Origin of the sequence: Sinomonas sp. P10A9 (assembly GCF_041022165.1) — a bacterium.
Classification (GTDB): Bacteria; Actinomycetota; Actinomycetes; order Actinomycetales; family Micrococcaceae; genus Sinomonas; species Sinomonas puerhi.
The window spans coordinates 966,186-992,604 of sequence record NZ_CP163302.1 but is presented as its reverse complement, the minus strand read 5'-3'; the positions used below and the strand labels follow the sequence as shown (position 1 = coordinate 992,604).

Annotated in this window: 21 protein-coding genes and 1 riboswitch; of the genes, 7 read left to right on the top strand and 14 right to left on the bottom strand. The window is 69.3% G+C overall.

The annotated features are described in order from the left end of the window. Nucleotides 1-3: 3 nt before the first annotated feature. Both AB5L97_RS04525 and AB5L97_RS04520 read right to left on the bottom strand, forming a co-directional pair. Complete coding sequence (locus AB5L97_RS04525; RefSeq protein ID WP_369046627.1) at nt 4-438, bottom strand: NUDIX hydrolase; 435 nt, start codon at nt 436-438, stop codon at nt 4-6. Nucleotides 439-545: 107 nt separating this feature from the next. Then, nucleotides 546-2,435, bottom strand: coding sequence for an ABC transporter ATP-binding protein (locus AB5L97_RS04520; protein WP_369046626.1), 1,890 nt, complete (start codon nt 2,433-2,435; stop codon nt 546-548). Between the two features lie 157 nt (nt 2,436-2,592). Between AB5L97_RS04520 and AB5L97_RS04515 the strand changes: the two genes are divergently transcribed. After that, nucleotides 2,593-3,345 carry a hypothetical protein gene (locus AB5L97_RS04515; RefSeq protein ID WP_369046625.1) on the top strand — a complete coding sequence of 251 codons (753 nt, stop codon included), beginning with the start codon at nt 2,593-2,595 and terminating at the stop codon, nt 3,343-3,345. Further along, nucleotides 3,342-4,079, top strand: a complete 738-nt coding sequence (locus AB5L97_RS04510; protein WP_307957772.1) for a hypothetical protein — start codon at nt 3,342-3,344, stop codon at nt 4,077-4,079. Before AB5L97_RS04515 ends, AB5L97_RS04510 begins: the two co-directional genes overlap by 4 nt. Before the next feature lie 184 nt (nt 4,080-4,263). Here the strand turns inward: AB5L97_RS04510 and AB5L97_RS04505 are convergent, their stop codons facing one another. From AB5L97_RS04505 to AB5L97_RS04460, 10 genes are all read right to left on the bottom strand, one after another. Next, nucleotides 4,264-7,419, bottom strand: coding sequence for an alpha-mannosidase (locus AB5L97_RS04505; RefSeq protein WP_369046624.1), 3,156 nt, complete (start codon nt 7,417-7,419; stop codon nt 4,264-4,266). A 131-nt stretch (nt 7,420-7,550) separates the two neighbouring features. After that, nucleotides 7,551-8,411 carry a formate dehydrogenase accessory sulfurtransferase FdhD gene (gene fdhD, locus AB5L97_RS04500; protein ID WP_307957770.1) on the bottom strand — a complete coding sequence of 287 codons (861 nt, stop codon included), beginning with the start codon at nt 8,409-8,411 and terminating at the stop codon, nt 7,551-7,553. A 35-nt stretch (nt 8,412-8,446) separates the two neighbouring features. Continuing rightward, nucleotides 8,447-10,774: an FdhF/YdeP family oxidoreductase gene (locus AB5L97_RS04495; RefSeq protein ID WP_369046623.1), complete on the bottom strand. Its 2,328-nt coding sequence runs from the start codon at nt 10,772-10,774 to the stop codon at nt 8,447-8,449. A 77-nt stretch (nt 10,775-10,851) separates the two neighbouring features. Continuing rightward, entirely contained in the window at nt 10,852-12,273 is a 1,422-nt protein-coding gene (locus tag AB5L97_RS04490; protein WP_369046622.1) for a molybdopterin molybdotransferase MoeA, read from the bottom strand. Further along, nucleotides 12,270-12,587: a DUF6457 domain-containing protein gene (locus AB5L97_RS04485; RefSeq protein ID WP_307957767.1), complete on the bottom strand. Its 318-nt coding sequence runs from the start codon at nt 12,585-12,587 to the stop codon at nt 12,270-12,272. The genes AB5L97_RS04490 and AB5L97_RS04485 overlap by 4 nt, the downstream gene beginning before the upstream one ends. After that, entirely contained in the window at nt 12,584-13,408 is an 825-nt protein-coding gene (mobA, locus tag AB5L97_RS04480) for a molybdenum cofactor guanylyltransferase (protein WP_369046621.1), read from the bottom strand. The genes AB5L97_RS04485 and mobA overlap by 4 nt, the downstream gene beginning before the upstream one ends. Continuing rightward, entirely contained in the window at nt 13,372-13,872 is a 501-nt protein-coding gene (locus tag AB5L97_RS04475) for an HNH endonuclease (protein WP_307957765.1), read from the bottom strand. Before AB5L97_RS04475 ends, mobA begins: the two co-directional genes overlap by 37 nt. Nucleotides 13,873-14,175: 303 nt before the next feature. Then, nucleotides 14,176-14,919 carry an NlpC/P60 family protein gene (locus AB5L97_RS04470; protein ID WP_307957764.1) on the bottom strand — a complete coding sequence of 248 codons (744 nt, stop codon included), beginning with the start codon at nt 14,917-14,919 and terminating at the stop codon, nt 14,176-14,178. A 101-nt stretch (nt 14,920-15,020) separates the two neighbouring features. Continuing rightward, nucleotides 15,021-15,659, bottom strand: a complete 639-nt coding sequence (locus AB5L97_RS04465; protein WP_307957763.1) for a C40 family peptidase — start codon at nt 15,657-15,659, stop codon at nt 15,021-15,023. 82 nt (nt 15,660-15,741) lie between these two features. Beyond that, nucleotides 15,742-15,903: riboswitch (cyclic di-AMP (ydaO/yuaA leader) on the bottom strand. A gap of 432 nt (nt 15,904-16,335) precedes the next feature. Continuing rightward, nucleotides 16,336-17,031 (bottom strand): metal-dependent transcriptional regulator, encoded by a 696-nt coding sequence (locus AB5L97_RS04460; RefSeq protein WP_369046620.1) that lies wholly within the window; start codon nt 17,029-17,031, stop codon nt 16,336-16,338. Nucleotides 17,032-17,236: 205 nt separating this feature from the next. Between AB5L97_RS04460 and serC the strand changes: the two genes are divergently transcribed. Further along, nucleotides 17,237-18,370, top strand: coding sequence for a phosphoserine transaminase (gene serC / locus AB5L97_RS04455; RefSeq protein WP_369046619.1), 1,134 nt, complete (start codon nt 17,237-17,239; stop codon nt 18,368-18,370). 135 nt (nt 18,371-18,505) lie between these two features. Here the strand turns inward: serC and AB5L97_RS04450 are convergent, their stop codons facing one another. After that, nucleotides 18,506-19,033 (bottom strand): DUF3027 domain-containing protein, encoded by a 528-nt coding sequence (locus tag AB5L97_RS04450; protein ID WP_369046618.1) that lies wholly within the window; start codon nt 19,031-19,033, stop codon nt 18,506-18,508. Between the two features lie 2 nt (nt 19,034-19,035). Further along, nucleotides 19,036-19,410 carry a cold-shock protein gene (locus tag AB5L97_RS04445; protein ID WP_307957848.1) on the bottom strand — a complete coding sequence of 125 codons (375 nt, stop codon included), beginning with the start codon at nt 19,408-19,410 and terminating at the stop codon, nt 19,036-19,038. A 171-nt stretch (nt 19,411-19,581) separates the two neighbouring features. Between AB5L97_RS04445 and AB5L97_RS04440 the strand changes: the two genes are divergently transcribed. The 4 genes from AB5L97_RS04440 (at nt 19,582) to AB5L97_RS04425 (ending at nt 26,293) form a co-directional block, all read left to right on the top strand. After that, the gene (locus tag AB5L97_RS04440) at nt 19,582-19,863 is read left to right on the top strand and encodes a hypothetical protein (RefSeq protein ID WP_369046617.1); all 282 of its coding nucleotides are present in this window, start codon (nt 19,582-19,584) and stop codon (nt 19,861-19,863) included. After that, nucleotides 19,863-22,256 (top strand): helicase-associated domain-containing protein, encoded by a 2,394-nt coding sequence (locus AB5L97_RS04435; protein ID WP_369046616.1) that lies wholly within the window; start codon nt 19,863-19,865, stop codon nt 22,254-22,256. Before AB5L97_RS04440 ends, AB5L97_RS04435 begins: the two co-directional genes overlap by 1 nt. 85 nt (nt 22,257-22,341) lie before the next feature. Beyond that, entirely contained in the window at nt 22,342-24,057 is a 1,716-nt protein-coding gene (locus AB5L97_RS04430; protein ID WP_369046615.1) for a DNA repair helicase XPB, read from the top strand. A gap of 163 nt (nt 24,058-24,220) precedes the next feature. After that, entirely contained in the window at nt 24,221-26,293 is a 2,073-nt protein-coding gene (locus AB5L97_RS04425; RefSeq protein WP_369046614.1) for an MSCRAMM family protein, read from the top strand. Nucleotides 26,294-26,419: the final 126 nt, after the last annotated feature.

Below are 26,419 nucleotides of genomic sequence, written 5' to 3'. Positions count from 1 at the left end.
GGGTCACTCGTTTCGTCGCGCAGAGCTCGGTGGCTGCCGAGTGAGCTCGGGGAGAACGTGGTCCGTGAGGAGCGGCGCGAGGTCGGCATCGGGTTCCGCCGACGGGTCGATCCAGCGCAGTTCAGCGATCTCGGCCGCCGGACGGACTTCGCGCGGATCATATTCTCCGGGGGCAAGGAACACTGTGCCCTCGATCTCGGTGCCGGCCTCGTTCGCGGCCTTGGCAATCCAGACGCCAAACGGCACAAGGTCCTCGGCCGCAATCGCGATCCCGACCTCTTCGGACAACTCCCGGCTCGCGGCCTCGGCCGCGGACTCGCCAGGCTCAGGCTTGCCACCCGGGTGCATGAATCGGTCAGTCCCGCGCTTCCGGACGGTCAGGAGGCGCCCGTCAGGTGCGTAGACGCATACGGCAGAAACGATGATCCGGTCAGGCACAGTCCGAGACTATCCGCTGACCCTGCATCGCAGGGACGTGACTCCGCACAGCAGGGACCTGACCCCGCACCGCAGAGACGTGACCCCGCGCCGGGGGCCGACGGCCTCTACTGTGCATAGTCGTCGGCAGTGGCGGAGGCCTCCGAGAACTGGGTCAGGTACAGCTCCGCATAGCGGCCGTCGGCGGCGAGGAGCTCGGCATGGGTGCCGCGCTCCACGATCTGGCCGCCCTCGACCACGAGGATCTGATCGGCCGCACGGATCGTTGACAGGCGGTGTGCGATCACGACAGCGGTGCGCCCCTCGAGTGCCTCGCTCAGGGCGGCCTGGACGGCTGCCTCGTTCGTCGAGTCGAGCGCGGCCGTGGCCTCGTCGAGGATGACCACGTGGGGAGCGGCGAGCAGGAGCCGCGCAATGGTCAAGCGCTGCCGCTCGCCGCCCGAGAGGCGGTATCCGCGCTCCCCCACCACGGTGTCGAGCCCATCGGGCAGTGAGGCCACCATGTCCTCGAGCCGGGCACGCTGCAGCACGTCCCACAGAGCCTCGTCGGAGGCCTCGGGCCGGGCGAGGCGCAGGTTCGCGGCGATGGTCTCGTGGAAGAGGTGGCCGTCCTGGGTCACCATCCCCACGGTCCCGCGCATCGAGGCGAACGTCGTGTCCCGAACGTCGGTGCCACCGATCCGCACGGCGCCGGAGTCCACGTCGTACAGACGCGAGAGCAGCTGGGCGATGGTCGACTTGCCCGCACCGGAGGACCCGACGAGGGCCACCGTCTGACCCGGCTCGACGCGGAACGAGACGCCATGCAGCACCTCCTCCCCGCCGCGCGTGTCGAGCACCGCGACCTCCTCGAGGGACGCGAGCGAGACCTTGTCCGCGCTCGGGTAGGCGAAGCGAACGTCGTCGAACTCAACCGAGACGGGCCCGCTGGCAAGCGGCCGCGCTTCGTCCTTCTCGCGGATGATCGGAACGAGGTCGAGCACCTCGAAGACGCGCTCGAAGCTGACCAGCGCGCTCATGATCTCGACGCGGGCATTGGAGAGGTTGGTGATCGGCGCGTAGAGACGGGTCAGGAGCAGGGCGAGCACGACGACGTCGCCCGCCGCAAGGTGCCCGTCGATCGCGAGCCAGCCACCGACCCCGTAGACGAGCGCGAGCGCGAGCGCCGAGACGAGCGTGAGGGCCGTGATGAACGTGAACGACAGCATCGAGGAGCGGATTCCGATGTCCCGCACCCGGCGGGCGCGGAGCGCGAACTCGCGCGACTCCTCCTCGGGCCGGCCGAAGAGCTTGATGAGCGTTGCACCCGGCGCCGAGAAGCGCTCGGTCATCTGAGTGCTCATCGCCGAGTTGTGCGCGGCGGCCTCGCGGCGCAGGTTCGCGACGCGCGAGCCGATCCGGCGCGCGGGGATGAGGAAGACGGGTAGGAGGACGAGCGCGAGGACGGTCACGAGCCACGACTTCTGGGCCATGACCGCGACCGTCAGGACGAGGGCGACGGCGTTGCTCACCACTCCGGAGAGCGTGCCGGCAAACGCGGCCTGTGCGCCGATCACGTCGTTGTTGAGGCGGCTCACGAGTGCGCCGGTGCGGGTGCGGGTGAAGAACGCGATGGGCATCGTCTGCACGTGGTCGAACACCGCCCGCCGCAGGTCGAGGATGACGTCCTCGCCGATCGTCGAGGAGAGCCACCGCGTGAGCATTCCGAAGCCCGCGTCGGCGACTGCGACGATCGCGATCAGCACGGCGAGCCACAGAACGGTCGAGACCGCGCCCTTGGCCACGATCGCGTCCACGACCTGGCCGGCGAGGACGGGTGTGGCAACGGCGAGGACGGCCGCGACGATCGAGGCCGCGACGAAGGCGATCAGCCGGGTGCGGTGGGGCTTGGCGAAGGTGAGGACCCGCCGGATCGTCGCACGGCTGAACGGGTTCCTTCCGTCCGTGGTGCGCGAGATCTGATGCAGCGAGCTCCACGCCGCAGTCTGCATGCTCATGAATTCTCCTGAAACGTGAAAGGCCCGCCGACTCGCGATTGGGGGGTGCGCGAGCCGGCGGGCTTCATCCAGCATAGGGCAGCAACGGGACAACGTAAAATCAGGAAAGAACGCAGGACTGAAGTATCTTGTGGAATGCAGATGCAAGGGGGGGTCCATGCCGGTTTCGGCACTCGTGTTCCGTGATTGGCTGCAGGAACTGGCGCCCGGGAGATCCGCGGCAGACGTCTGCAGGCAATCCGGGGTCAAGCGCAGCACGCTCGCGCAGCAGATGGTCCGAGGCAAGGTCACCGAGACCACGGTCGTGGCGATAGCGCGCGCCTACGGCGAGAACCCGGTCCTCGGACTGGCGCATTTCACTCCGTACACCGACCTCGCGCGCGGCACGGCGGCGCCGACCGACGGTGAGCTCCTGAGCCAAGTCGCAACACCGCGCCTTCTCGAGGAACTCCTCGTGCGCGGCGGCGGGAGCCCCGTCCTGCCCCCGGTTCCTTCGGCTGCGCCGGTGACCCACACGGGGCTCGAGTGCACGACCTGCGAGGCGGACGTCCGGCACTGGGTCGACGCGATCGACGACGGCGACCTCCGCCAGCGTGTGAGCGAGGCCGCGGGGATCGCCCCCCAGAACCTCTCAGCACAGCTGCGGGCCAATCGACTCAGCCCCGAGCTTGCCGTCAGCACCGCGCGCGAGGCGGGGGTCGGCCTGTGCAACGGGCTCGTCGTGACGGGACTCGTCACCGCCACGGAGGCAGGGTGGCCGCACGCTTCGTGCGAGCTGGCAGTCAAGCGGCTGCCCACGGCCGAGCTCGCCTTCATGGCGTCGGAACGGCTCGGCGAACTCGGCAGGGGCCTGCGCCGTCAGACCATCGATGAGCGTGCGGCGCTGCGCGTCTGGGAGCACCTGGGGTGACCGGTCTCGCCTGGATCACTTTCGGGCTCGCACTTGCGCTCGCCGTGGTCCGCATCCCGGCCGCGCTGCGTCGTGAGAACCGGCTCATGCTCTGGCTCTTCGCGCTCGTCGCCATGGCGGTCCTGTTGAGCATCGAGGGTCCGTACCTCGCCATAGATGCGGCTCTGGGCGGTATCAATCTCGCCAACCTCATCCTGCGGTTCCTGCTGTACGGGATCTGCCTCCTCATGGCCGTGAGGATCTCGCGTGCCTTCAACGCCCTGGGCGCCCAGCGCATCCTGCTCGGCCCGTGGGGCCTGGCAGCCCTCGCGGCGGCCGGAGTCGGCACGGTCGTGTCCTTCCTGCTTCTGGGACGCCTTCCGTCGACAGTAGGGCTCGCCGCTGGCGACAACCGCGAGTGGTTCGACCTCTACGCTGGCCTTGGCCGCATCTATCCGTCCTTCACGGGCCTCGTCCTCGTGCCGAGCCTTGTGCGGCACGCACGGAGTTCCGGACGTGCCGTGCTGCGCTGCTCCGCGGGGCTCCTCGCGGCTGGATACCTCCTGCTCGCGTCCACCAACACGTTCGTACTCATGCCCGCCTCGTGGGTTGCCGTCATGCAGACGATGAACTACTCCGCCGTCCTGCTCCTCCTCGCGGGCCTCGCAATTATCTGGATCGCGGGCGTCGCGGCACGACGGCGTACCCTGGCAAAGGGCCTTCCACGTAATAAGTCCACTGAGGTGAAGAACTGAGTTCACATTTTCATTAGTTCATGCCACAATCATGAATGTGTGAACACATCCTGTCTGGGGGACAGGGGTCGTTCTTCATTGGGGGGATGAGTGGCGGCGGCCTCTGGCCGCCACCACTCAGCCTTTTAAGGGCTGGAAGAGCCCGGTTTTAAGCCCGGAGGGCCCCTTTCGAGGCCCGGCCCCTTCAGGCCCGACGCAGCCGAAGGGTGACGAGTTCGAACGGACGCAGCCTCAGGTTGGCAACGCCTTCGTCGCCGGACTCGATCGGCGTCGGCACGCTCCCCCTCAGGGGCCTCTCGAGCAGGTCCACCGCCTCGACGCCCGCACAGTCGAAGCCAGCCCGGACTGACGCCCGCGTCCTGGCCCCCAGAGACTCGTACAGGCGAACGATCACGTCTCCGCTCCCGTCTTCGGCCAGCTTGACGGCCTCAACGACGGCCGCCGGATGGTCCACAGTCACGAGCGGCTCGATCCCCCGGCCGCCTCGCACCGTCCGTGCCGGGAGATTGGCGTTGTAGCCCTCACGCACGGCGTCGGGAATCCCGGCGTTCGGCACCACGACCACTGCAAAGCTGTGCGCGCCCTCGTCCGCCGTCGGGTCCGGGTACAGCGGCGCCTTGAGCAGCGAGAGCCGCACGGTCGTGGTCGTGCCCCCGTCGCCGCTCGCCCCGTCGCCATTTGCCCCGTCGCCGGACGCTCCAGCGGGTCGCTCGCCGGTGCGCACCGTGCGAGTGACGTCGTGACCGTACGCCGTGCAGTTGGCAATCGCGACGCCGTAGCCCGGCTCGGCGACGTGGATCCACCGGTGGGCGCAGATCTCGAACCGTGCCGCGTCCCACGAGGTGGTGACTGGGACAGGCCGGAAGACGTGGCCGAACTGCGTCTCCGAGGCGCTACGGTCCGCGCGCAGGTCGAGGCCGAAGCCGAGCTTGAGGAGCTTCTGCCGCTCGTGCCAGTCGACGTCCGTCTCGATCCGCAGCCCCGCCGCCCCTGCCTCGAGCACGAGCCGCTGCCGCACGCTGGACTCGCCGAACGCTCGCTCGACCTCCAGCACCGCCACGCCCTGCGCGCCGCTTCCCTCGCCGTGCGCGGCGGCCGCGGCGGGCGCCACCCGCACCGCCCCGGTCAGCTGCACGACGTTATGCCGGTAGAACTCATCGAGGTCCCAGGCGTCCCACTCGTTGGGCGTATCCCGGTGGAGCTCGAGGAGGTTGCCGAACGAGCCCGGCGCGATCGCGTTCCGACCGGTCGCCGCGTCGACGAGCGCCACGAGGAGTCCATCACCGTCGATCTCCGCACGGACCACGCCGTTGTCGAGCACCCAGCCGCCCGCCGCACGCGGTTCGAGGCGCGCCCCGCCTCGCGCGTCATCTTCTGGTCCGCGCACGACGGCGCCCCCTCCGAGCGCGGGCACGCCGCCTCGCGCGTGGGGCGCCGCATTGAGGAAGATGTCGCGCTCGCCCGTGCCGACGAGCGCCTTCGCCGCGCCGCCGATGAGGGCTTCGAGGTCCCGCTCGATCGCGGCGTAGTTCCGCTCGGCGTCGCGGTGCACCCAGGCGATCGAGCTGCCCGGCAGGATGTCGTGGAACTGCTGTAGGAGCGTCAGGCGCCAGAGGCGGTGGAGCTCGTCCGCCGGGTAGGGCATACCGAGCCGGACCGCGGCGGTGGAGCACCAGAGCTCGGCCTCGCGCAGGAGGTGCTCGCTCCGCCGGTTCCCCGCCTTGGTCCGCGCCTGCGCGGTGTACGTCCCGCGGTGCTTCTCGAGGTACATCTCCCCTGTCCAGACCGGCGCGCTCGTGTACTCGGCCTCGGCCTCGAGGAAGAACTCCCGCGGGGTGCCCACGCGGACGCGGGGCGAGCCCTCGAGGTCGGAGTACCGGCGGGCCGCCGCCATCATCTCCCGCATAGGCCCCCCGCCGCCGTCGCCGAAACCGAACGGTACGAGTGAGACGGACGCGCGGCCGTGTTCCCGGAACGTGCGTTCGGCGTGGGCGAGATTCGAGGCGCTCAGGTCCGAGCTGTACGTGTCTGCGGGCGGGAAGTGCGTGAACACGCGGGAGCCATCGATCCCCTCCCAGAAGAAGCTGTGGTGCGGGAACCGATTCGCCTGGTTCCACGAGAGCTTCTGGGTGAGGAACCAGCGGCTGCCAGCGGCCCGGACAATCTGGGGAAGCGCGGCCGAGTACCCGAACGAGTCGGGCAGCCAGGCCTCCTCGCACTCGACGCCGAACTCTGCGAGGAAGAACCGCTTGCCCTCGACGAACTGCCTGGCCATCGCCTCCCCGCCGGGCATATTGGTGTCCGCTTCCACCCACATGCCGCCCACGGGGACGAACCGGCCCTCGGCGGCCTTCTCCTTGATCCGTTCGAAGAGCTGCGGATAACCGTCGCGGATCCACGCGAGCTGCTGCGCCGACGAGCAGGCGAACGTGAGGTCCGGGTCGCGGTCCATGAGGGCGACGACGTTCGAGAAGGTCCGGGCGCACTTGCGCTGCGTCTCGCGGAGGGGCCACAGCCACGCCGAGTCGATGTGCGCATGGCCCGTGGCGACGATCCGGTGCGCGCTGGCCTCGGCCGGAGAGGCAAGCACCCCCGCAAGCGCCGCGCGGCCCGCGGCGGCCGTGCTGGCGACGTCGTGCGGGTCCATGACGTCGAGCATGCGCTCGAGGGCGCGCAGGATGAGGTGGCGCCGGGGCCGATTGTCGGGCAGCTCGTGCATGAGGCCCCGGATCGCCCAGACATCCTGGACGAGCTCCCACACGGTCGTGTCCCGCTCTGCGATGACGAGGGCGCCGAGCCGGTACAGGGGCGCCTCGCCCGCCGTGGTCTTGTCCCCGAGCCGGGTCGGCTCGAAGCGCCAGTCCTGGGCCAGGTCTGGGTTCGCGGCCGCCTCGACGTAGAAGTCGACATCTTCTCGGCCAACCGCGGCTTCCGGCCCCGCCGCGAGCGCGCTGGCGGGGATGTACTGGTTGCGCGGGTTGAGCGCCTTGACGATGCCGCCGTCGCGGAGCCACACGAGTCCCTCACACTGGAAGCCGGGCTGCTGATCGGTGTAGCCGAGGTCCACAAGGACCTCGAGATCGGTCCCAGGTCCGCCCCACCCCGGCGGGATGTGGCCGGTGAGATGCAGCCACATGGTGCCCCACGCGGGGCCCCATTCCTCGCCCGAGGCGACCGGCCGGAAGTCCTGTGCGAGGGCGTTCCCGAACGGCACCGGCTCACCGGGCGCATCCCATCGCTCGGCTCTGAGGGGCACCGTGCGCCGATAGACGGCCGGAGTCAGGCGCTCCCGGAAGAACCGGTCGATGCGGGCCTCGGTGATCAGGCGATCGTCGTGCACGGGGCGAATATCCAATCAGTTGACTAACCGCTGGGTATCAAACTACTCCCCCGTACGGCGCGGCGGAACGCCGCACCTGTCACGATTCGGGCCCGGCCGCGATGTCATGCCACGCCGAGAGCCCGCTCACGTCACGAGCCGGGGATGAGCCGCTCATGCCCCGCGTACACATTGAACCCGTCACCCCGGCTGAACCCGATGAGCGTCACGCCGGACTCCTCGGCGAGCTCGACGGCGAGCGTCGAGGGTGCACTCACGGCGGCGAGGACGGGGATGCCGGCCATCGCGGCCTTCTGCACGAGCTCGAAGGAGGCGCGGCCAGAGACTTGGAGGACCGTCCCGGAGAGTGGCAGCCGGCCCTCGCGGAGCGCCCAGCCCACCACCTTGTCCACCGCGTTGTGCCGGCCCACGTCCTCGCGGAGGCACTCGAGTTCGGCGCGGGTTCCGTCGTCGTGGATCGAGAACAGGCCCGCGGCATGCACGCCGCCCGTCCTGTCGAACAGGGCCTGGGCCGACCGCAGGCGAGCGGGCAGGCCGGCGACGAGCTCCGGGAGGAGGCGCACGCCGTCGTCCGCGGGGCTGTAGTGGGACGAGCGGCGGACGGCGTCGATCGAGTCCGTCCCGCAGATCCCGCACGCGCTCGAGGTGACGACGTTCCGCCCGAGATCGGGGAGGACGACGCCGGGCCTCAGCTGCGCGTCGACCACGTTGAACGTCTGGTGCCCGTCGGCATCCTCGCCCGCGCAGAAGCGCTCGGAGACGAGCTGCTCAGACTCCCAGACCACTCCCTCCGAGACGAGGAACCCTGCCACAAGCTCGAAGTCGTTCCCGGGCGTGCGCATCGTGACGCTGTACTTGAGGGTGCCTGCGGGCCCGGTCAGGCGGATCTCGAGGGGTTCCTCCACGGCGAGGACGTCCTCCTTGTGCCGGACGGGATGCTCGCTGCCCAGGACGTACTTGTGCACCTTGCGGCGCTGGCTCAGCCGGCCCATGGCGCCCTCCTCGTCTTGTCCCTGAGGCGCATGCCTCAGCTCAATTGTCCCGCATGCGCCGTGCTGTCTCCGGGCGTGTGCCGCTCGAAGCGCACCGTGATCGCCTTGAAGCCCGGGGTGTTGGACTCGCGGGCAACGTTCTCCCGGTGCACGAGCGCGTTCGCTTCGGGGAAGTAGGCGGCCGCACAGCCCTTCGCGGTCGGGTACGAGACGAGGCGGAAACGGTCCGCGCGGCGCTCTTCGCCGTTGAAGACGCTCACCACGTCTACGAGCTCTCGGTCAGCGAGGCCGAGCGCCGCGAGGTCCTCGGGGTGGATCAGGATCACGCGGCGGCCGTCCTTGATGCCCCGGTAGCGGTCGTCCTGCCCATAGAACGTCGTGTTGTACTGGTCGTGGCTCCGGATGGTCTGGAGGATGAGGTGCCCAGCGGGGGCCTCGAGGTACTCGAGCGGGCTGACCGTGAAGTGCGCCCGACCGGCATCCGTGGCGAAGGTCCGGGAATCGCGCGGCGGGTTGGGCAGCTGGAAGCCGTTCTTGTCGCGGACGCGGCGGTTGAAGTCCTCGAAGCCGGGCAGGACCCGGGCGATGTGGTCGCGGATCACGTCGTAGTCCTCGGCCATCGCGCGCCAGTCCACCGCGTGGTCCTCCCCCAGGGTGGCCGCCGCGAGGCGCGCCACGATCACGGGTTCGGAGAGGAGGTGCTCCGAGATGGGCTCGAGCCGTCCCTGGGTCGCGTGCACCATGGACATCGAGTCCTCGACGGAGAGGAACTGGCGGCCCTTGGGGTGCTTGTCGTCCCGATCGGTGCGCCCGAGCGTGGGCAGGATGAGGGACGTCTTCCCGTGGACCACGTGGGAGCGGTTCGGCTTGGTGGAGATGTGCACCGTGAGACCGGCGCGCTGCATGCCTGCCTCGAGCGCCTCGGTGTCCGAGTTGGCCTGCGCGAAGTTGCCGCCGAGGGAGACGAACACATCCACCTCGTCCTTCTCGAAGGCCTCAAGCGTCTCGGTGGAGTCATGGCCGTGCTCGCGGGGCGTCGCGATGCCGAACTCACTGTCCAGGGCGGCGAGCAGCCATTCCTTGGGCTTCTCCCAGATGCCCATGGTCCTGTCGCCCTGGACATTGGAGTGCCCGCGCACGGGGCAGGCACCCGCGCCCGGCTTGCCGAAGTTGCCTTGGAGCAGGAGGACGTTGACGATCTCGCGGATCGTGTCCACCGAGTGCGGCTGCTGGGTCAGGCCCAGCGCCCAGCAGACCACCGTGGCCTTGGACTTGGCGAGGAGGTTCGCGACCGTGGCGATCTCGAGCCTCGACAGGCCCGTGGCGCGCTCAGTCTCGTCCCAGTCGATCTCGGCGCGGGCGGCCTCGTAGGCCGCGAAGCCATCGGTCCGGGCGTCGACGAACGCACGGTCCACGATGCTGCCCGGCACGCGCCGCTCCTCCTCGAGGAGGAGGTGACCGAGCGCCTGGAACAGCGCGAGGTCCCCGCCCACCTTGATCTGCAGGAACTCGTCCGCGATGGTCGCGCCCTCGCCCACGTACCCCGAGACGGTCTGCGGGTCCTTGAAGTGCAGGAGGCCGGCCTCGGGAAGCGGGTTGACGGCCACGACCTTCCCGCCGCGGTCGCGGCACTCCTTGAGCGCCGAGAGCATGCGGGGGTGGTTGGTCCCGGGGTTCTGGCCGACGACGAGGATGAGCTCGGCCTCGTGGATGTCCTCGAGGGTCACCGTCCCCTTCCCGATCCCGATCGTCGGGTTGAGCGCCGATCCGGAGGACTCGTGGCACATGTTGGAGCAGTCCGGGAGGTTGTTGGTCCCGAGGCTGCGGGCGAACAGCTGGTACATGAACGCTGTCTCGTTCGCGGTGCGGCCGGACGTGTAGAAGACGCAGCGGTCCGGCGTGGTCGCGTTGATGTGCTCAGCGACGAGGTCGAACGCGTCCGTCCAGGAGATGCGGCGGTAGCGGTCGTCGCCGGGGCGCAGGACCACGGGCTCGGTGATGCGGCCGTGCTTGGACAGCCAGTAGTCGGTCTTGTTGCGCAGGGTCTCGATGGGGTGGGACTCCCACCACTCGGGCGTCACGGCGGAGACGGTGGCCTCCTCGGCCACGGCCTTCGCACCGTTCTCGCAGAACTCTGCTGCCTTGCGGTGCCCGTTGGACTCTGGCCACGCGCAGCCGGGGCAGTCGAATCCGCCGCGCTGGTTGATCCGGGCCAGGGAGCGCACTGTGCGCACCGGGCCGGCCTGCTCGAGGCCGCGCTGGAGCGCGACGGCGACGGCCGTCAGGCCCGCCGCCGAGGTCTCGGGATGGCCGACGTGCAGGGAATCCTCGTTGATGTCCACAATGCGCGACTCGTTGCTCATGGGTCCATACTGCCCATAATCGAGGCCGATATCGACTCCGATACCATTTTCGACGGCGGCCCGCACCGCGGGGCGTATCACGCGTCGAGGGCGCTCCAGTCCACGGGGTCCTGGGAACCGACGGTCCGCCGCTTCGGCTTGGCCTTTTCGGTCGGCGCGGCCTTCGCCTTCGCGGAGGACGACGGCGCACCCTCGCCGAGCGGACGCCCCCACGGGAGCGGGATGCACGCCACGGGAGCGCCGAGCTCGAGCCCGTGCGGCGGCACAACCATGAACCCGTCCGCGCGCGCGAGCCCCCGCAGCATGCCGGACCCGCTGCCGGCCGCGGGCGACGCCAAGCCGTACATGCGCCGGAACGGCAGGATCCGCGTGCGCCGGAGCTCGGGCTCGAACACCTCGCCCGCAGGAAGCTCGACGGCGGCGAGCGGCTCCCGTCCGGACAGCGCCGCGAGGAGAGGCTCGCCTACCGTCACGAGTCCGACGACGGCCGCGAGGGGATTCCCCGGGAGCCCGACGAAGAACCGGCCGTCCGGCAGCTCCGCCAGCACGGTGGGGTGGCCGGGGCGCATTGCCACGCCATCCACGATGAGCCGCCCGCCCATCTGTGCCACGATGTCGCGGAAGTGGTCCGACCCGCCGCGGCCTGTGCCGCCCGTGGTGATCACGACGTCCGCTGGGCCCGCGGGTGCGGCCGGCGACCCGGCGCCGTCGTGCGCGGCCCCGGCACGCGAGGCACCCTCAGCCGTGGCGTGATCAGCCGCGGCGTCCTCATCCGAGAGCGCCGCAGCCCACTCGGCGGCGGCGTCGCCGATTTTCCGGTGGCCCACAAGGATCCCGCCGTACGCCTCGACGAGCGGGGGGATGAGATAGCTGAAGACGTCCCGCACGAGGCCAGGGCCTGGGAGTCCGCTCTCGACCACTTCACCGCCCGTGCGGACGATCCTCACGAGGGGTCGCCCGGTGACGTTCACGGCGTCGTACCCGGCGAGGGCGGCGAGCGCGAGCTGGGCCGGGCCCAGCAGGGAACCGGCCTTGAGGAGGACGTCGCCCCCGTGGGCCTCCTCGCCCGCAAGCCGGAGGTCCGCGCCGCCGCCGGGCGAACCGGGCGGGGCCGAGGGCGAAACGCGCAGGTGCGGGAGTCCATCCTCATCGGGCAGGACCTCGCCATGCTCGCGGCGCAGGACCGACCGCGCACCGGGCGGGAGCGCGCCCCCCGTGACGATCGGCACGGCCTGGTGCGCGGTGAGGGGCTCGCCCGGGTCGGCGAGGATCCAGGGTCCCGTGCCGCACACAGCCCAGCCGTCCATCGCCGAGGACGTGTAGTGCGGCATGTCGCGCAGGGCTGTCAGCGGTTCTGCGAGGGACCGCCCGGCGGCGCGGGCGAGAGGGACCTCGGCGGGGGGCAGCGCCCGGGCCGCCGCAGCCGCGGCCTCCCGCGCCTGTGCCCACGTGAGATGGAGCGCGTGCTCGTCGCCGGCCGCATGAGGGCCGGAGGTCATCCCTCGGTACCGGCCGTCCCGCGGGCCTTCGCGGCCGTGAGCGCTGCAGCGATCGACGATTCCATCGCGGCGCCCGGCTCAGTCTGGCCGCTTCCGGCCGCGAGGCCCGCCGCGTAGGCCGCAAGGAACGTGGTCAGGGGCGCCGCCGGGCGCACTACCGAATGCGCTGCGACGCCGGCCAGGCCGAGCACGGCGTCGATATCGATATCGAGTCCGCCCAGTCCGAGGACCTCGGAGAGTTCTGCGCACCACGCCCGCAGCACCGCGTCCTTATCGGGCGCGTCGTTGGGCTCGTCCCTCGACGGCTCACTCATGGGGCTTCCTCCTGCCGTGGCGCTGCACCCGGCACTCGTTCGGTGCCCGGCCGTTCGATGCCCCAGCGCCGCGCCGCATCCCAGGTGTCGACGTCGTCGGACACCCCCGGGGGCAGCTTCAGGGGCAGCAAGTCCAGCCTAGCAATGAGGTGCCTCATCGGACGGTCGGCGAGGCCGCCGTCCGTCGAAAGCTGACTCAGGGCGGCCGTCAGCGCTTCCCGTCGGTACACCGCCAGAAGCGGTTGGATGCGGCCCTCGCCGTCCTCGCCGACCACGCCGCCGAGGGATCGTTCGGGCCTCACGGGATCCGGCGTCGCCGCGTCTCGTGCGCGCCCGAGGAGTGCTGCGACGGCGTCGGGGGCGCGCGGCAGGTCTGCCGCAACGACGACGATCCAGTCCGGCGCTACCTCCGCATCGTGGCCGGAGGACTGCCCCACATCGTGCACCGCATCCTGCCCCGAAGGAGACCCGAGCGCTGCCACACCCGCGCCCAGCGCCGCGAGCGGCCCGGCGTAAAGGGGTACCTCGCGCGTGTACAGCACGTGGCGCGAGGGGCGCGGCACCGCCCCGGGGATTACCGGCGTTGCCCGACCCTCGACCGGCACGTCGGGACCGCCCGGCTCTCCCGGTCCGGGACCGACGACGACGGTGAGGCGCGCGCCGTCGACCGCGTCGAGGGCATGGTCGAGCAACGTCGCGCCCCGGTAGGTGAGCTGCGGCTTGGGGTGCCCGCCGAGTCTGGACGCGCGCCCTCCTGCGAGGACGATGGCGTCGAAGCCGAAGATCAGGCCGCCGTCTCCGGCACGAGGAAGGCGCTCCACTGTGCTGCGGGCTTCTCCAGTTCCTTGATCTGCCATACGACGCCGACGGGTTCGGCAGGCGTGAAGCGCAGCTTCCAGCCCATTTCCGACGGGGTGTGGTCTCCCTTGACGTTGTTGCACCGGAGGCAGCAGGCCACGAGGTTCTCCCACGAGTCTGCACCGCCGCGGGAGCGTGGCAGTACGTGGTCCACCGTGTGTGCCGGCTTGCCGCAGTAGCCGCAGGCATGCGCGTCCCGGCGCAGCACCCCGCGTCTGCTGACAGCGGTGACATAGGTCCGCCGGGGCCTGATGTAGCGATGGAGGAGAATCACCGACGGCCGCCCGAGCACATCGCGCGGTCCGACGACTGGTTCGCCGTCTTCCGCGACCACGCTCGCCTTTCCGGCGAGCACGAGCACGAGCGCGCGGCGGAAGGTGACCACCGCGAGCGGTTCATATCCAGCATTGAGAACGAGTGTGCGCATGCGCATTCCTCACGGCCGCACCCGGTCAGGGGCACAGGGCCGGCTGCCCTGTGCTTAGCCGGGCTGATCGACTCTCCAAGAGTACTGAACCGTGCTGTGATTCAACGAACTGCCGGCCACGGCGAGCCGAGGTGTCCGGGAACGTTAACCGTCCGGTTACCTGGGAGGGCCCCCGCCGCGGGGCGAAAGCAGGCTGCGGCATGCGCTCACCCGCGGGGTGAAAAGGACGCCCCCTCCCGTGCGGGAGGGGGCGTCCTTGACAGGATCCGGAGGCCGTTCGCTGCCCCGGAAGCCGGGGGGTGATCAGCCGCCGACGCGGATGAACACCGGACCGGAACCGACGTTGACGCTGAAGAGCGCCGTGGTGCCGCCGTTCCAGCCACCGTGGACGGCCATACCGTTGCCCACGTAGACCGCGATGTGGGCCATACCCATGCCGCCGTTGGCGTAGTAGGCGAGGTCGCCCGGCTGCGCCTCGGCGGCGCTCACCGTGCGGCCGAGGGACAGGTAGCCTGCCGGCCAGCCGTGGTAGTGGATGCCGACGGCGGCCAGGGAGTTGGTCACAAGCATCGTGCAGTCCTGCGCCACGCCGAGCTGGGCGTAGGCCGCAGCGGCGATCGCCGCGCCCATGCCGGAGGACGAGGCCGGAACCTGCGTCGTTGCCGGGGTGGTCGAGGCGGCCTTGACGATGGTGGTTGCCGTCTGCGCCGCCGGAGCGGCAACGGGGGCCGGAGCCTCGACGACGGGAGCCGCGACGGACTCGACCGCGGGACGCTCGAAGCTCACGCTCGCGGTGGCCTCGGCCGAGATCGGAGCCTGGACGGCGCTCTCGACGTCGAGCGATGCCGGGGCCGAAGCCTCGCGCTGAGTGGAGACAGTCGACGCGTTGGCGGCCATGCCGCCGGTGAGGACGAGGCCACCGGCCGCAGCGATGACGGCAGCCTGACGGCCGACGCCGCCGGCGTTGTCGGTCACCGCCTTCGCGATGACGGCCAGCGAGGAGGTGTTGTCCGCGCGGTGGCGGGCAATGCCTGCACGAGTGGTCATAGGGAATTTCTCTCTTTCGTGTCCATCAAGCCGCAGGGGGTCGGCCTTCAGAGGACGACGCAGTCAGGAGAGGACCGCGCCGCCCGAGTAGCGGATAGTTCTCAGTGGCCCAGCGTGTAGAAGACCGACGTACCGGTGGCAGCAACGGCATGGAGCAGCGTGCCCTGCGAGGGGTTGAGGGCGCTGATCATCATTCCGTTGCCGACGTAGATGCCCACGTGGGCACCGCCGTTCTGGACCACCAGGTCCCCGGGCTGCGGGGTGGAAGTCGGGGTCATGATGGACCAGGCCTGCACGCGGGGGATGCTGATGCCAGCCTGTGCGTAGACCCACTGGGTGAAGCCAGAGCAGTCCCAGCCGGCGGGGGTGGTGCCACCCCAGACGTAGGGATGACCGATGCCCGTGTAGGCAATGGCTGCAAGGGTCGAACCGGCAGCGTTCACAGTGGCGGCCGCGCGGGGCGCGGACGACTGTGCGGTCAGTGCGGTCTGGGAGGCAGCAGCAGCCGTGGTCTGGACGACCGGGGCTGCGACCGACTCGACCGCGGGGCGCTCGAACGAGATCTGGGCTTCATTGGACGCGACGACGCTTGGCGCGGAAGCGCTGGCCACGTCGGAGAGTGCGGAAGCATCGCGATGGGCTTCCGCTGCCTGGGCGGGAAGCCCAGCGCTGATGATCAGACCCGACGCCGCTGCGATGACGGCCGCCTGGCGACCGATCGTGCCTGCGTTGTCGGACATGGCATTCGCAACGGCCTCAAAGGGACGCGTGCGAGCCACAGGCGCGCGGTGGCGCGCAGTCAACGTACGAGTCGACACAGAAATAGCCTCTCCCAATGCCTACGAGGTGAGCTGTCGGGTTCGGATGGAAAGTATCCGGCCTCCTGGCGGACCAGGCTGCTTAACCCCAAGGCCCTCCGAAGAGGACCAGAAGTGGTTCCCCCGCCTCTGCCAGACGGATATGTGCGAACGGCTCCAGGAAGTGGCAGAGCTCGGCGATCTTCCCGGATGTTCCAACTTGGTAGGAGCTGGAACAGTGACGACCCTACCCGACCTCGGACGAAAAGTCACATTCGGATCACGGCCAAAAAATCGACCGTTACAAAGAGGGAACGGCGTTCTCAAGCGTGGACGAGAGACTCCACAAGAGGATCCGGAGAGACGCCCGTGGCGCGAGAACACAAGGCGAGCGGCGCCGTCGTGCGCTCAGCGCCACCCACCGGGGCGGACGGTCCAGCGGACTCCCTCACGGCTCACGGCGCTTCCCTGTCCGTAATATTTCCGTGATCTTTAGTGAGACTCAGCTCACAAGACGAGTCGTCGCCCGGGTTTATCCATCGGGTAGAGTTTTTGTTGCTTTGTGTGAGACCGTGTGCGTTCAGCCCGCAGGACAACCCGCAGAACAGAGGGCGGCGGCTCAGCTGACGGCGACGAAGACGTGCGCAGCAACCTCGGCCGGCAGCTCGAGGGCACCGTCCACGCTGGGCACACGCACCGAGATGTAGTCGCCCACACGCTCGAGAGAGACCTTTGCGCCGGGGCGGATGCCGCCCTCGTCCAGCTGTGCCAGGAGCTCGGGGTCCACCTGGATCGGCTCCGCGAGGCGGCAGACAACAACGCGCTGGCCGGGCGCATAGTCACCCATGGCCTCGACGAGGGTCACCACGCCGTCGCTGAAGCCCTCCGAGGCCTCGCCGCCGAGTTCCTCCAGGCCCGGGATCGGATTGCCGTAGGGCGACTCCGTGGGCCTCCCGAGCAGCTCGTACAGTCGGCGCTCCACCCGCTCGCTCATGACGTGCTCCCACCGGCACGCCTCGTCGTGGACGTAGGACCAATCCAGGCCAATGATGTCGGAGAGCAGACGCTCAGCCAGACGGTGCTTCCGCATGACCTCGACGGCCCGTTTGCGGCCCATGTCCGTGAGCTCGAGATGCCTGTCCCCGGACACCACCACGAGACCGTCCCGCTCCATGCGGGCCACGGTCTGGGAGACGGTGGGGCCCGAGTGCCGAAGCCGCTCAGCGATGCGCGCACGCAGGGGCGTGATCCCCTCCTCCTCAAGCTCGAGGATGGTGCGCAGGTACATCTCGGTGGTATCGATGAGGTCGGACATGCGGGTTGCGAGCTCCTGGCGGCGAGTCGTGCGGCGGGGTTGGCCGCTTGCTTCGGAGTCTATCTTATTTTGATCTGCTCAGATTTAGCCCGAACAGGGCGGCGCCACGAATTCGCACGGTCCCCTGACGGTGCGGCACACTTGATCCGGGGTGGATGGACATGGGCCCCCACCCCCAACCCGGATCCCCCAAGGAGGCGCCCCCGTGAGCGAAACCAGCCAGCTTAAGATCCCCGCCGAGCTCCTCCCGGCGGACGGCCGCTTCGGCGCCGGACCGTCCAAGGTCCGCAAGGAGCAGGTCGACGCGATCGCCGCGGCCGGTGCAGCGCTCCTCGGCACGTCCCACCGCCAGGCGCCCGTCAAGAATCTGGTCGGCAGCGTCCGCGAGGGGCTCAAGTCCTTCTTCAAGGCCCCCGAGGACTACGAGGTGATCCTCGGCGTCGGAGGGTCGACGGCGTTCTGGGACATCGCCTCGTTCGGCCTCGTCCGTTCCAAGGCCCAGCACCTCTCCTTCGGCGAGTTCGGCTCGAAGTTCGCCAAGGCGACGGACAAGGCGCCCTTCCTCGAGGCCTCCTCGATCATCGTCTCAGAGCCCGGTACCCGGCCCGCCCCGAGGGCGGAGGCCGGCGTCGACGTCTACGCGTGGCCCCAGAACGAGACGTCCACCGGCGTCGCGGCCCCCGTGCAGCGCGTCGAGGGCGCAGATGAAGGCTCGCTCGTGGTCATCGACGCGACGAGCGCAGCGGGAGGCCTCCCCGTGGACGTCACGGAGAGCGACGTCTACTACTTCGCGCCCCAGAAGAACTTCGCGTCCGACGGCGGGCTGTGGCTCGCGCTGTTCTCTCCCGCCGCGCTCGATCGCGCCGAAGAGATCAAGGCGTCGGGCCGCTGGATCCCGGACTTCCTCGACCTCAAGACCGCGATCGACAACTCGAAGCTCAACCAGACGTACAACACGCCGAGCCTCACCACGCTCGTGGGCCTGAACAACCAGGTCGAGTGGCTCAACGCCAACGGCGGCCTCGACTGGGCCACCGCCCGCACCGCGGATTCCGCCGGCCGCATCTACTCGTGGGCCGAGGCGTCTTCGTTCGCCACGCCGTTCGTCGAGAAGCCGGAAGAGCGCTCGAACGTCATCGCGACGGTCGACTTCGACGAGTCCATCGATGCCGCACAGGTCGCCAAGATCCTCCGCGCCAACGGAATCGTGGACACCGAGCCCTACCGCAAGCTCGGCCGCAACCAGCTGCGCATCGCGACGTTCGTCGCGATCGAGCCGGACGACGTCACTAAGCTCACTCAGGCCATCGACTGGGTCGTGGGCCAGCTCAAGGGCTAGGCCCGCTCAGCTGCCTGAAGCAGCCGACGCATGACACGGGCCCCCACCTTTCCAGGTGGGGGCCCGTGTCACTCTGATCCGCGCGTTCTGATCCGCACGTTCTGCTCCGCGTACTGGCGGTGGGGCGCTTCCCGCTCAGTCGTCGTGCTCGTCGGGGCCTTGCGAGCCGTCGTCGTGAGAGGTGGCGGCAGCGCCGTCGTCGTGCGTCTCGGCAGCATCCTGCTCGGAATCCTCAGGCGCGGCGTCATCCCCGTGCGCCGCGGCGTCGCGCTCTTCCGGGCGTATGCGCTCGGACCACGGCAGCCACTCGGGGGCGAGGAGCGAGCCCTCGGACGGCACGAGGCCGATCTCGTTCACCGTTGCCACCTTGGAGCGCGCGACCCGAGCCACCGTGACGAACCACTGCCAGCCGCGGTACCCGCGCAGTCGGCACTCGAAGAGGTGGGTGACAACCCGCTCCCCCTCGCTCTTCGCCGCGATGTGGCTCCCGATGTCCTCGGGCCGGGCAATGGCCGCGAGGGCGTCGCGGGCGGTGTCCACGGCCGCCGCGAGGATCGAGTCCGGCTTGCCGACGCGCCAGATCGGCACGCCTGCCTTCCGCTTGGCGGCGGGGCGAGCGGTCTCGGCTTCGGGAGCAGCGGCGGCGGGAGCGGCGTCAGTCATGGCTACGCATCGAGCTCGTCGGCCACGCGGCGCAGTGCGGCCGCGATGGTGTGGCCCTTCTCCGGGTAGCTGCCCTTGGAGAGCTGCCCGGAGAGGTTGTCGAGGACGCTCACGAGGTCCTGGACGATGGGCGCAAGCTCGCGGGCGGGCATCCGCTTGGCCTTGGCCACGGAGGGGAGCTTCTCGAGCACGCGAACCGAAAGAGCCTGCGGACCGCGGCGACCGTCGGCGATGCCGTATTCGAGCCTGGACCCTGTCTTGATCTCTGCCTCGGCCGGCACGGCCGAGCCTGGCAGGAAGACCTCCTGCCCGTCGTCGCCGGCGATGAACCCGAAGCCCTTCGCCTTGTCGAAGAACTTGACCTTGCCAGTGGGCACTGACACAACCCCCATCTATGAGGACTCGAAGGAATCCGCTGGTGCCGCACGCAGTCACGAGCGGGATGCTGTACTGCCTCTAGGTTACTGGCTCCCGCTGCGTGACGGCTCCGGCCGTCAAAGTCGCAGCCGGTGCCAGCACCGCGCCCTGCACGCTGTTAGGTTGGTGCCATGGCGCCTTCTGTGCCCCATCGGGGACTCCTCCACCCATCGGCCGGTGACGATCGCGCGCGCGGCGGCGCCACTCCCGGCTGGCGGCGCGGCGTCCTGGCGGCCGGCGTGGTCATCGCGGTGGTGTCACTCGCTGCGTGGGCCGTGACGCTGGGCCTCGCGGCCGCCGGTGGCACCCCGCCGGCGTGGGTGGGCGTCGTGGCCCTCTACGGGCTGCCGGTGGCGTTCGTGCTCATGGGCCTCGCAATCGTTGCCTCGGCGATGGACCGGAGGCGCCGGTAGTGTCGTCGATCCGCGCGCTCGCCGAGGAGCTGTCCTCGAGGGGCAACGACTCGCTCCGTCGGCTGTTTGTGGCTCGCCCCGACCTCATCACACCAGGGGTGCCCGACTTTGCCGCGCTCGCCGCGCGGGCCTGCGCGCGGGTGAGCCTCCAGCGCGCGCTCGAGGGCCTCACCAAGCCTGAGCTCCAGGTCCTCGACGCGCTGGTCCTCACCACCAACGAGGACGAGGGCAAGAGCGGGAGCGCCGTCGAGCTGCGGCATGCGGTGGGGAACGCGACCCTCGGAACCCTCGAGGCCATCCTCGCGAACCTGTCCCAGCTGGCCCTCGTTTACCGGGCGGATCCGCCGGACACGATCCATTCCGCATCCGGGAGCCGCCGCCGCTACTACCAGCCGGTCGCCCGGGTCCGGGAGGTCCTCGGCAGCTACCCCGCGGGCCTCGGCCGGTCGTACACGGAGCTCGCCCTGGCCTCGCCGATCTTCGCCGAGCATGCGGCGCGGATCGTCAACGCCATCACGGCGCTGCAGCCGGACACGCAGCAGCACGTCGAGCATCACATTGCGGCGGCGTACGCGCTCGAACGCTGGGCGGCCCTCCCCGAGTCGCTCGACGGAGCGCCGCCCCGCACGGCAGAGGTCCTGGCGAAGTTCGCCAATTGGCCAGTCGGTGCGGTCCCGCACGCTGCGGCCCGCATCAGGCCGGGGCACCGCACGGACAATCCGGTCGACTGGCTCCTGACCCACGGCATCCTTGTCCCGCTCGACGATGAGCACGTGGAGCTCGCCAGACCAGCAGGCCTGACCCTGCGCGGCGGCCGCATCGTGCCGGACCTGACGATGATGCCGCCCTCCCCCGTGCTCACGACGACGCGCCCCGCCCTCCGCCGCAACGCCGCCCTCGGGGCGATCGGCGACGTGCTGCGGACCGTGAGCTCCCTCGCCGTCCAGGTGTCCGAGCATCCGCTCGAAACCCTGCGGGCAGGGGGCGTCGGGGCCCGCGAGGTCCGCCGGCTCGCAGCGGCCCTGCGGACCGACGCCGATCCGACGGTGTTCGCACTCGAGCTCGCGGCCGAGGCCGGCATCCTCACGCTCGACCCGGACACGTCGACGTGGCGCGCCACGGGAGCCGAGTCCTGGCTGGCCATCTCGCGGCCTGAGCAGTGGCTCATCCTCGCGACCGCGTGGCTGGACACGCCGCGCGTCCCCTCCCTCGCGATGTCCGCGGAGGGGAGCGACCAGCTTGCTCCGCTATCCGGCGAGGGCCAGCGCTCCGATGCGCCCCTCGTTCGCCGCAGGATCCTCGAGGTCGCAAACCAGCTGTCGGAAGGGGCCGCGAGGCCGGACGGCCGCAGCGTGGTCGTCGACGCCGATTCCATCCGGGCTCGCATCGACTGGCTCCAGCCACGGCTCGGCCGGCGTCTGCGCGGCCTGCTCGAGACGGTCCTGGCCGAGGCGGCGATGCTGGGCTTCACGGGGTCCGGCGCGCTGACGGATGTGGGCACCGCCGTGCTGCGCGAGGACTATGCCGCCGCCCAGGCATGCCTCGCCGACTTGCTGCCTGCCGGCGTCGAGAAGGTCCTCCTCCAGGCTGACCTCACAGCAGTGGCCCCGGGCTACCTCGATCCCGTCCTGGCCCGCAGGCTGGCCCTCCTCGCCGACCCGGAGGGCCGCGGCCCCGCCACGATCTACCGTTTCTCTGATGCAAGCCTGCGCCGCGCGCTGGATGCGGGCGAGGACGCAGCCTCGATCCATGCCTTCCTCGCGGAGCACTCCTCGACCCCGGTGCCGCAGCCGCTCAGGTACCTCATCGACGACACCGCCGCGCGGCACGGCCGCATCCGAGTGGGCCGTGCGGGCAGCTTCATTGCGAGCGACGACGACGCCGGCCTCGCCGGGATCCTCGCCGATCCGGCCACTCGACATCTCGGACTCACGCAGATCGCCCCGACCGTCCTCGTGAGCAATGCCTCGCCCCAGGAGGTTGCGAATGTGCTCCGGGAGCTCGGCCACTCCCCCGCCGTCGATGCATCCCTCGATCCCGTGGTCCGTCTCCGCCGCCGCGGCGGGACGGGCCTGCTGCCTGTGCCTACCCCACGGCCAACGGTCCCGGACCACGACGCCATCGAGGCGCAGCTGGCCGTGCTCCGCACCCAGTCCCCGGTCGGGCCGAACGGTGACGAGGCCGCACCGGCGATGGGCATCGAGACGCTTCAGAAGGCCATCCGCCTCAAGCGGGCGGTACGCTTGAATATCGTCGACGCGCTCGGCAACTCGAGCGTCGAGGAGCTACGGCCCGTTTCGATCTCAGCGGGCCGCGTACGCGTCTTCGACCCGGAGCGCGAGACCGAGCGGGTCCTGAGCGTGCACCGGATCATCGACGTCGAGCTGGCCTGACCCGGCCTGCCGGGAGACCCGCGGATCGGGACCGCGCGAGCCAGTTCAGCGTACCCGCCCGGCCCGATGCGAAGGAGTCACCCAGTTGAGCGACGGACCCCTCATCGTCCAGAGCGACAAGACCATCCTGCTCGAGGTCGACCACCCGCAGGCCACCGAGGCGCGGCACGAGATCGCCGCGTTCGCCGAGCTCGAACGCGCCCCCGAGCACGTTCATACCTACCGGCTCACGCCGCTCGGCCTGTGGAACGCCCGCGCCGCCGGGCTCGACGCCGAGCGCGTCCTCAACACGCTCCTCACCTATTCGCGGTTCCCCGTCCCGCATGCGCTCCTCATCGATATCGACGAGACGATGTCCCGCTACGGGAGGCTGTGGCTCGAGAAGGATCCGGTCCACGGGCTCGTGCTGCGCTCCGACGATTTCCCGGTGCTCGAGGAGGTGCACCGGGCCAAGAAGATCGCGCCCATGCTCGGTCCGCGCATCGACGCGCGGACCACCGTGGTCCTCTCGTCCCAACGCGGCGCGCTCAAGCAGGCCCTGCTCAAGATCGGCTGGCCCGCGGACGACCGTGCGGGCTACGTCGACGGGACCCCGCACCCGATAGCGCTCACCGAGACTGTGCCGGCCACCGCTGCCGGTGACGCACACGACGGCGGGGAGTCGCCGGCGTCGTCCGTCCCACCGCCTGCGACCGGCGGATGGTCCCTGCGCCCGTACCAGCGAGTGGCGGCGGAGAACTTCTGGGCTGGCGGCAGCGGCGTTGTCGTGCTTCCGTGCGGCGCGGGGAAGACCCTCGTGGGCGCGGCCGCGATGGCGCAGTCCTCCACGACGACGCTCATCCTCGTCACCAACACTGTGTCCGCGAGGCAGTGGCGCTCGGAGCTGCTCAAGCGCACCTCGCTCACCGAGGACGAGATCGGCGAGTACTCGGGCGCCGTCAAGGAGGTCCGGCCGGTCACGATCGCGACCTACCAGGTCCTCACCTCCAAGCGCGGCGGGCTGTATCCGCACCTCGAGCTGCTCGACAAGAACGACTGGGGCCTCATCATCTACGACGAGGTGCACCTCTTGCCCGCGCCGATCTTCCGCATGACGGCGGACCTCCAGGCGCGGCGTCGTCTCGGTCTCACCGCAACCCTCGTGCGCGAGGACGGCCGCGAAGGCGAGGTGTTCTCGCTCATCGGGCCCAAGAGGTACGACGCGCCCTGGAAGGACATCGAGGCGCAGGGCTACATCGCGCCTGCCGACTGCGTCGAGGTGCGCGTCGATCTCCCTCGCGACGAGCGCATGGCGTACGCGATGGCGGATGATGCGGACAAGTACCGCCTGTGCGCGGGGAGCGAGACCAAGACGGCCGTCGTGGAGCGGCTCGTGGCCCGGCACGCGGACGAGCAGCTGCTTGTGATCGGGCAGTTCCTCGACCAGCTCGGGGAGATCGGCGAGCGCATTGGGGCCCCGGTCATCACCGGCGCCACGAGCGTCAAGGAGCGGCAGCGGCTGTTCGACGCTTTCCGTGCGGGGGAGGAACGGAGGCTTGTGGTCTCGAAGGTCGCGAATTTCTCGATCGACCTGCCCGAGGCGTCGGTGGCGATCCAGGTCTCGGGCTCTTTCGGCTCGCGGCAGGAGGAGGCCCAGCGGCTCGGGAGGCTACTGCGGCCCAAGGCGGACGGGCGCGCGGCGCGGTTCTACGCGCTCGTGGCCCGGGACACGCTCGACCAGGACTTCGCGGCGAAGCGGCAGCGGTTCCTCGCGGAACAGGGATACGCGTATCGGATCCTCGACGCCCGCGACATCCCGTGACTTTTTTTGTCATGACGGATGATATCTGAATTCGTTGTGATCTGAGTGTGACCGCTCCTACACTGGCGTCGCTGGGGTCTTCGTTCCGCTACGGCGGATCCACGGAGCGGGCGCTGGGGGCCGCGCCGAAACCCGTGTTCGCACCAGCGAAAGCACACTTCCAATGAAACTCATCCACCGCAGCCGTTGGGCTGCGGCTTTAGGCGTCAGCATCCTCGTGGCTGCCGGCGTAACGTCTGCGCAGGCAGTCACGACGACCTACATCGACCCGAACCATTTCAATGCCGTCAATGGCTCGCTGAGCACGACCACTGCCGGCGAAATCGATTGGACGACGACAAGCTTGGGTGTCAACTGTAACGATGCGTCGTTCACGCATTGGTGTCGCGACGACGTCAAGTCAGGTAAGACCGACGATTCCTTCGGCAACGGAACGAAGGAAGACACGATCACACCATCGGTAACCAGTGGCGCGATCCCACCCAACAAGAGCGATCTGACACGCTTCTTCGCCAAAGTCCAGACTGAGTCCGACGGTAACGACTACGCCTATCTCGCGTGGGAGCGCCAGAACAACCCGTCCGGTACCACCAACATGGACTTTGAGCTCAATCAGGCCAAAGTCGATCCAGCGGTCGGTAACGGCGTGACGCCCGCTCGCACCGTGGGCGATATTCTTATGGACTTCCACCTAGCGAGCGGCGGTACCAACCCGCAGATCATCTGGTACAAGTGGACTGACGGCACGCTGATCGACCCCACGACCAAGGTAGCGCTCCTGTGCGAAGCCTCGAACACCTATCCTTGCTGGGGCGCAGGCACAACGATCGGAAACTCTTCCGGGCAGAGCCAGAATTTCGAGGCATCAGTCAACACCACGGCAGGCCAAGCCTCTGACCCATTTGTAGGGACAGTGCTCAATCCCGCGCCCGGGGCGCTCGACCCGTTCACCTTCGGCGAGACCGTTGTGAATCTCGAAGGAGCCGGGATCATTCAGGCTAACTCGTGCCTCGCGCTCAACAGCGCGTACCTCAAGAGCCGCTCATCCGATTCGTTCACCTCGGAGATCAAGGACTTCATCCAGCCGATCAACCTCGGCTTCCAGAAGTGCGGCACGATCAAGATCCAGAAGACCTCTATCGGTGGAACTGGCACCTTCAACTACACCGACTCGACGGGCGTCGCCCAGGCGCCGAACTCGACCTTGAAGTCGCCGTTCTCCATCACCACAACTCAGGCTGGTACTGCCGCGCCGACCGACGGAAGCACGACGTTCCAGAACCTCAGGGGCGGGACGTACACCTTCACCGAGGGAGCGACGACGGGCTTCGACGCGACCAACCTCACGTGCAGTTCGTCCGGTACTAATTCCACGGTGGCGAAGACCGGCTACACGGTTGCAGCCATCACTCTGGCTGCAGGTGAGACCGTGACCTGCACCTACGAGAACACGGCACGGGCGAATCTACATGTGACGAAGGTCACAAACCCGAATCCGGACAACACTGGAACGAGCTTCACCTTCACCCAGACGGGCAGCCCAAACCAGTCTCTGAAGAATGGGCAGACATTCGACCAGCTCAACCTCACTCCTGGCACCTACACCTGGACCGAATCGGCGACTGCTGGCTGGGACCTGACCAAGGTGTCGTGTGACAAGCCGGCCGGATCAGGCAGCGTGTCCACGAGCACGGCAACCTTCACGCTGGGTGCCGGCGATAACGTAACCTGCACCTTCACCAACACCGAGCGCGGCAAGGTCAACGTCCACAAGCAGGACGACACCGGCGCTGCGCTAGCGGGTGCCGTGTTCCAGCTGCTGTCGGGAACGACCGTGGTGCAGACGAGCTCGCCCACTGATGCATCCGGAAACTACACGTTCACCAACGTGGTCCCGGGAGCCTACACGGTGCACGAATCGACGATCCCGTCCGGGTATGCCGGGGCTACTGACCAAACCGTTACCGTTGCCCCGGGCGCCGGGGTCGACGGGAATGTTCCGGCAGTAACTCTGACCTTCGTAGACAACCGACAGTTTACGATCATCGTGCTCGTCTGCAAGGATGCCGATCACTCGCTGTACGGCAGCACGGTGACGGTTGACACCGTGAACAAGACCTCACTTGCAGCCGGCGGTGGCGGCGCGATCTCGGACGCCAGCCTCTGCGCCCTCGGCGGAGCGACGTACAGCCCGAAGGGAACCGGTGACCACACGGCCAACGTGAGGATCCAGTAACCCTTCCGTGCGCCTGAGAAGCGGGCACATGGCACCGGCTCGACCGGCATAACGCGGGGCCCCGTTCCGCCGAACGGGGCCCCACCCCTGCTCTCCCGAAGATAATCCACCAATTAGCTAAACCTT

What these genes read in the sequence shown, in the direction of transcription:
- AB5L97_RS04475 (WP_307957765.1), bottom strand. Translation starts at nt 13,872, where the DNA reads ATGCGCACACTCGTTCTCAATGCTGGATATGAACCGCTCGCGGTGGTC.
- AB5L97_RS04425 (WP_369046614.1), top strand. Translation starts at nt 24,221, where the DNA reads ATGAAACTCATCCACCGCAGCCGTTGGGCTGCGGCTTTAGGCGTCAGC.
- AB5L97_RS04465 (WP_307957763.1), bottom strand. Translation starts at nt 15,659, where the DNA reads ATGTCCGACAACGCAGGCACGATCGGTCGCCAGGCGGCCGTCATCGCA.
- AB5L97_RS04520 (WP_369046626.1), bottom strand. Translation starts at nt 2,435, where the DNA reads ATGAGCATGCAGACTGCGGCGTGGAGCTCGCTGCATCAGATCTCGCGC.
- AB5L97_RS04440 (WP_369046617.1), top strand. Translation starts at nt 19,582, where the DNA reads ATGGCGCCTTCTGTGCCCCATCGGGGACTCCTCCACCCATCGGCCGGT.
- AB5L97_RS04460 (WP_369046620.1), bottom strand. Translation starts at nt 17,031, where the DNA reads ATGTCCGACCTCATCGATACCACCGAGATGTACCTGCGCACCATCCTC.
- AB5L97_RS04450 (WP_369046618.1), bottom strand. Translation starts at nt 19,033, where the DNA reads ATGACTGACGCCGCTCCCGCCGCCGCTGCTCCCGAAGCCGAGACCGCT.
- AB5L97_RS04470 (WP_307957764.1), bottom strand. Translation starts at nt 14,919, where the DNA reads ATGACCACTCGTGCAGGCATTGCCCGCCACCGCGCGGACAACACCTCC.
- AB5L97_RS04515 (WP_369046625.1), top strand. Translation starts at nt 2,593, where the DNA reads ATGCCGGTTTCGGCACTCGTGTTCCGTGATTGGCTGCAGGAACTGGCG.
- AB5L97_RS04485 (WP_307957767.1), bottom strand. Translation starts at nt 12,587, where the DNA reads ATGAGTGAGCCGTCGAGGGACGAGCCCAACGACGCGCCCGATAAGGAC.
- AB5L97_RS04495 (WP_369046623.1), bottom strand. Translation starts at nt 10,774, where the DNA reads ATGAGCAACGAGTCGCGCATTGTGGACATCAACGAGGATTCCCTGCAC.
- fdhD (WP_307957770.1), bottom strand. Translation starts at nt 8,411, where the DNA reads ATGGGCCGGCTGAGCCAGCGCCGCAAGGTGCACAAGTACGTCCTGGGC.
- AB5L97_RS04490 (WP_369046622.1), bottom strand. Translation starts at nt 12,273, where the DNA reads ATGACCTCCGGCCCTCATGCGGCCGGCGACGAGCACGCGCTCCATCTC.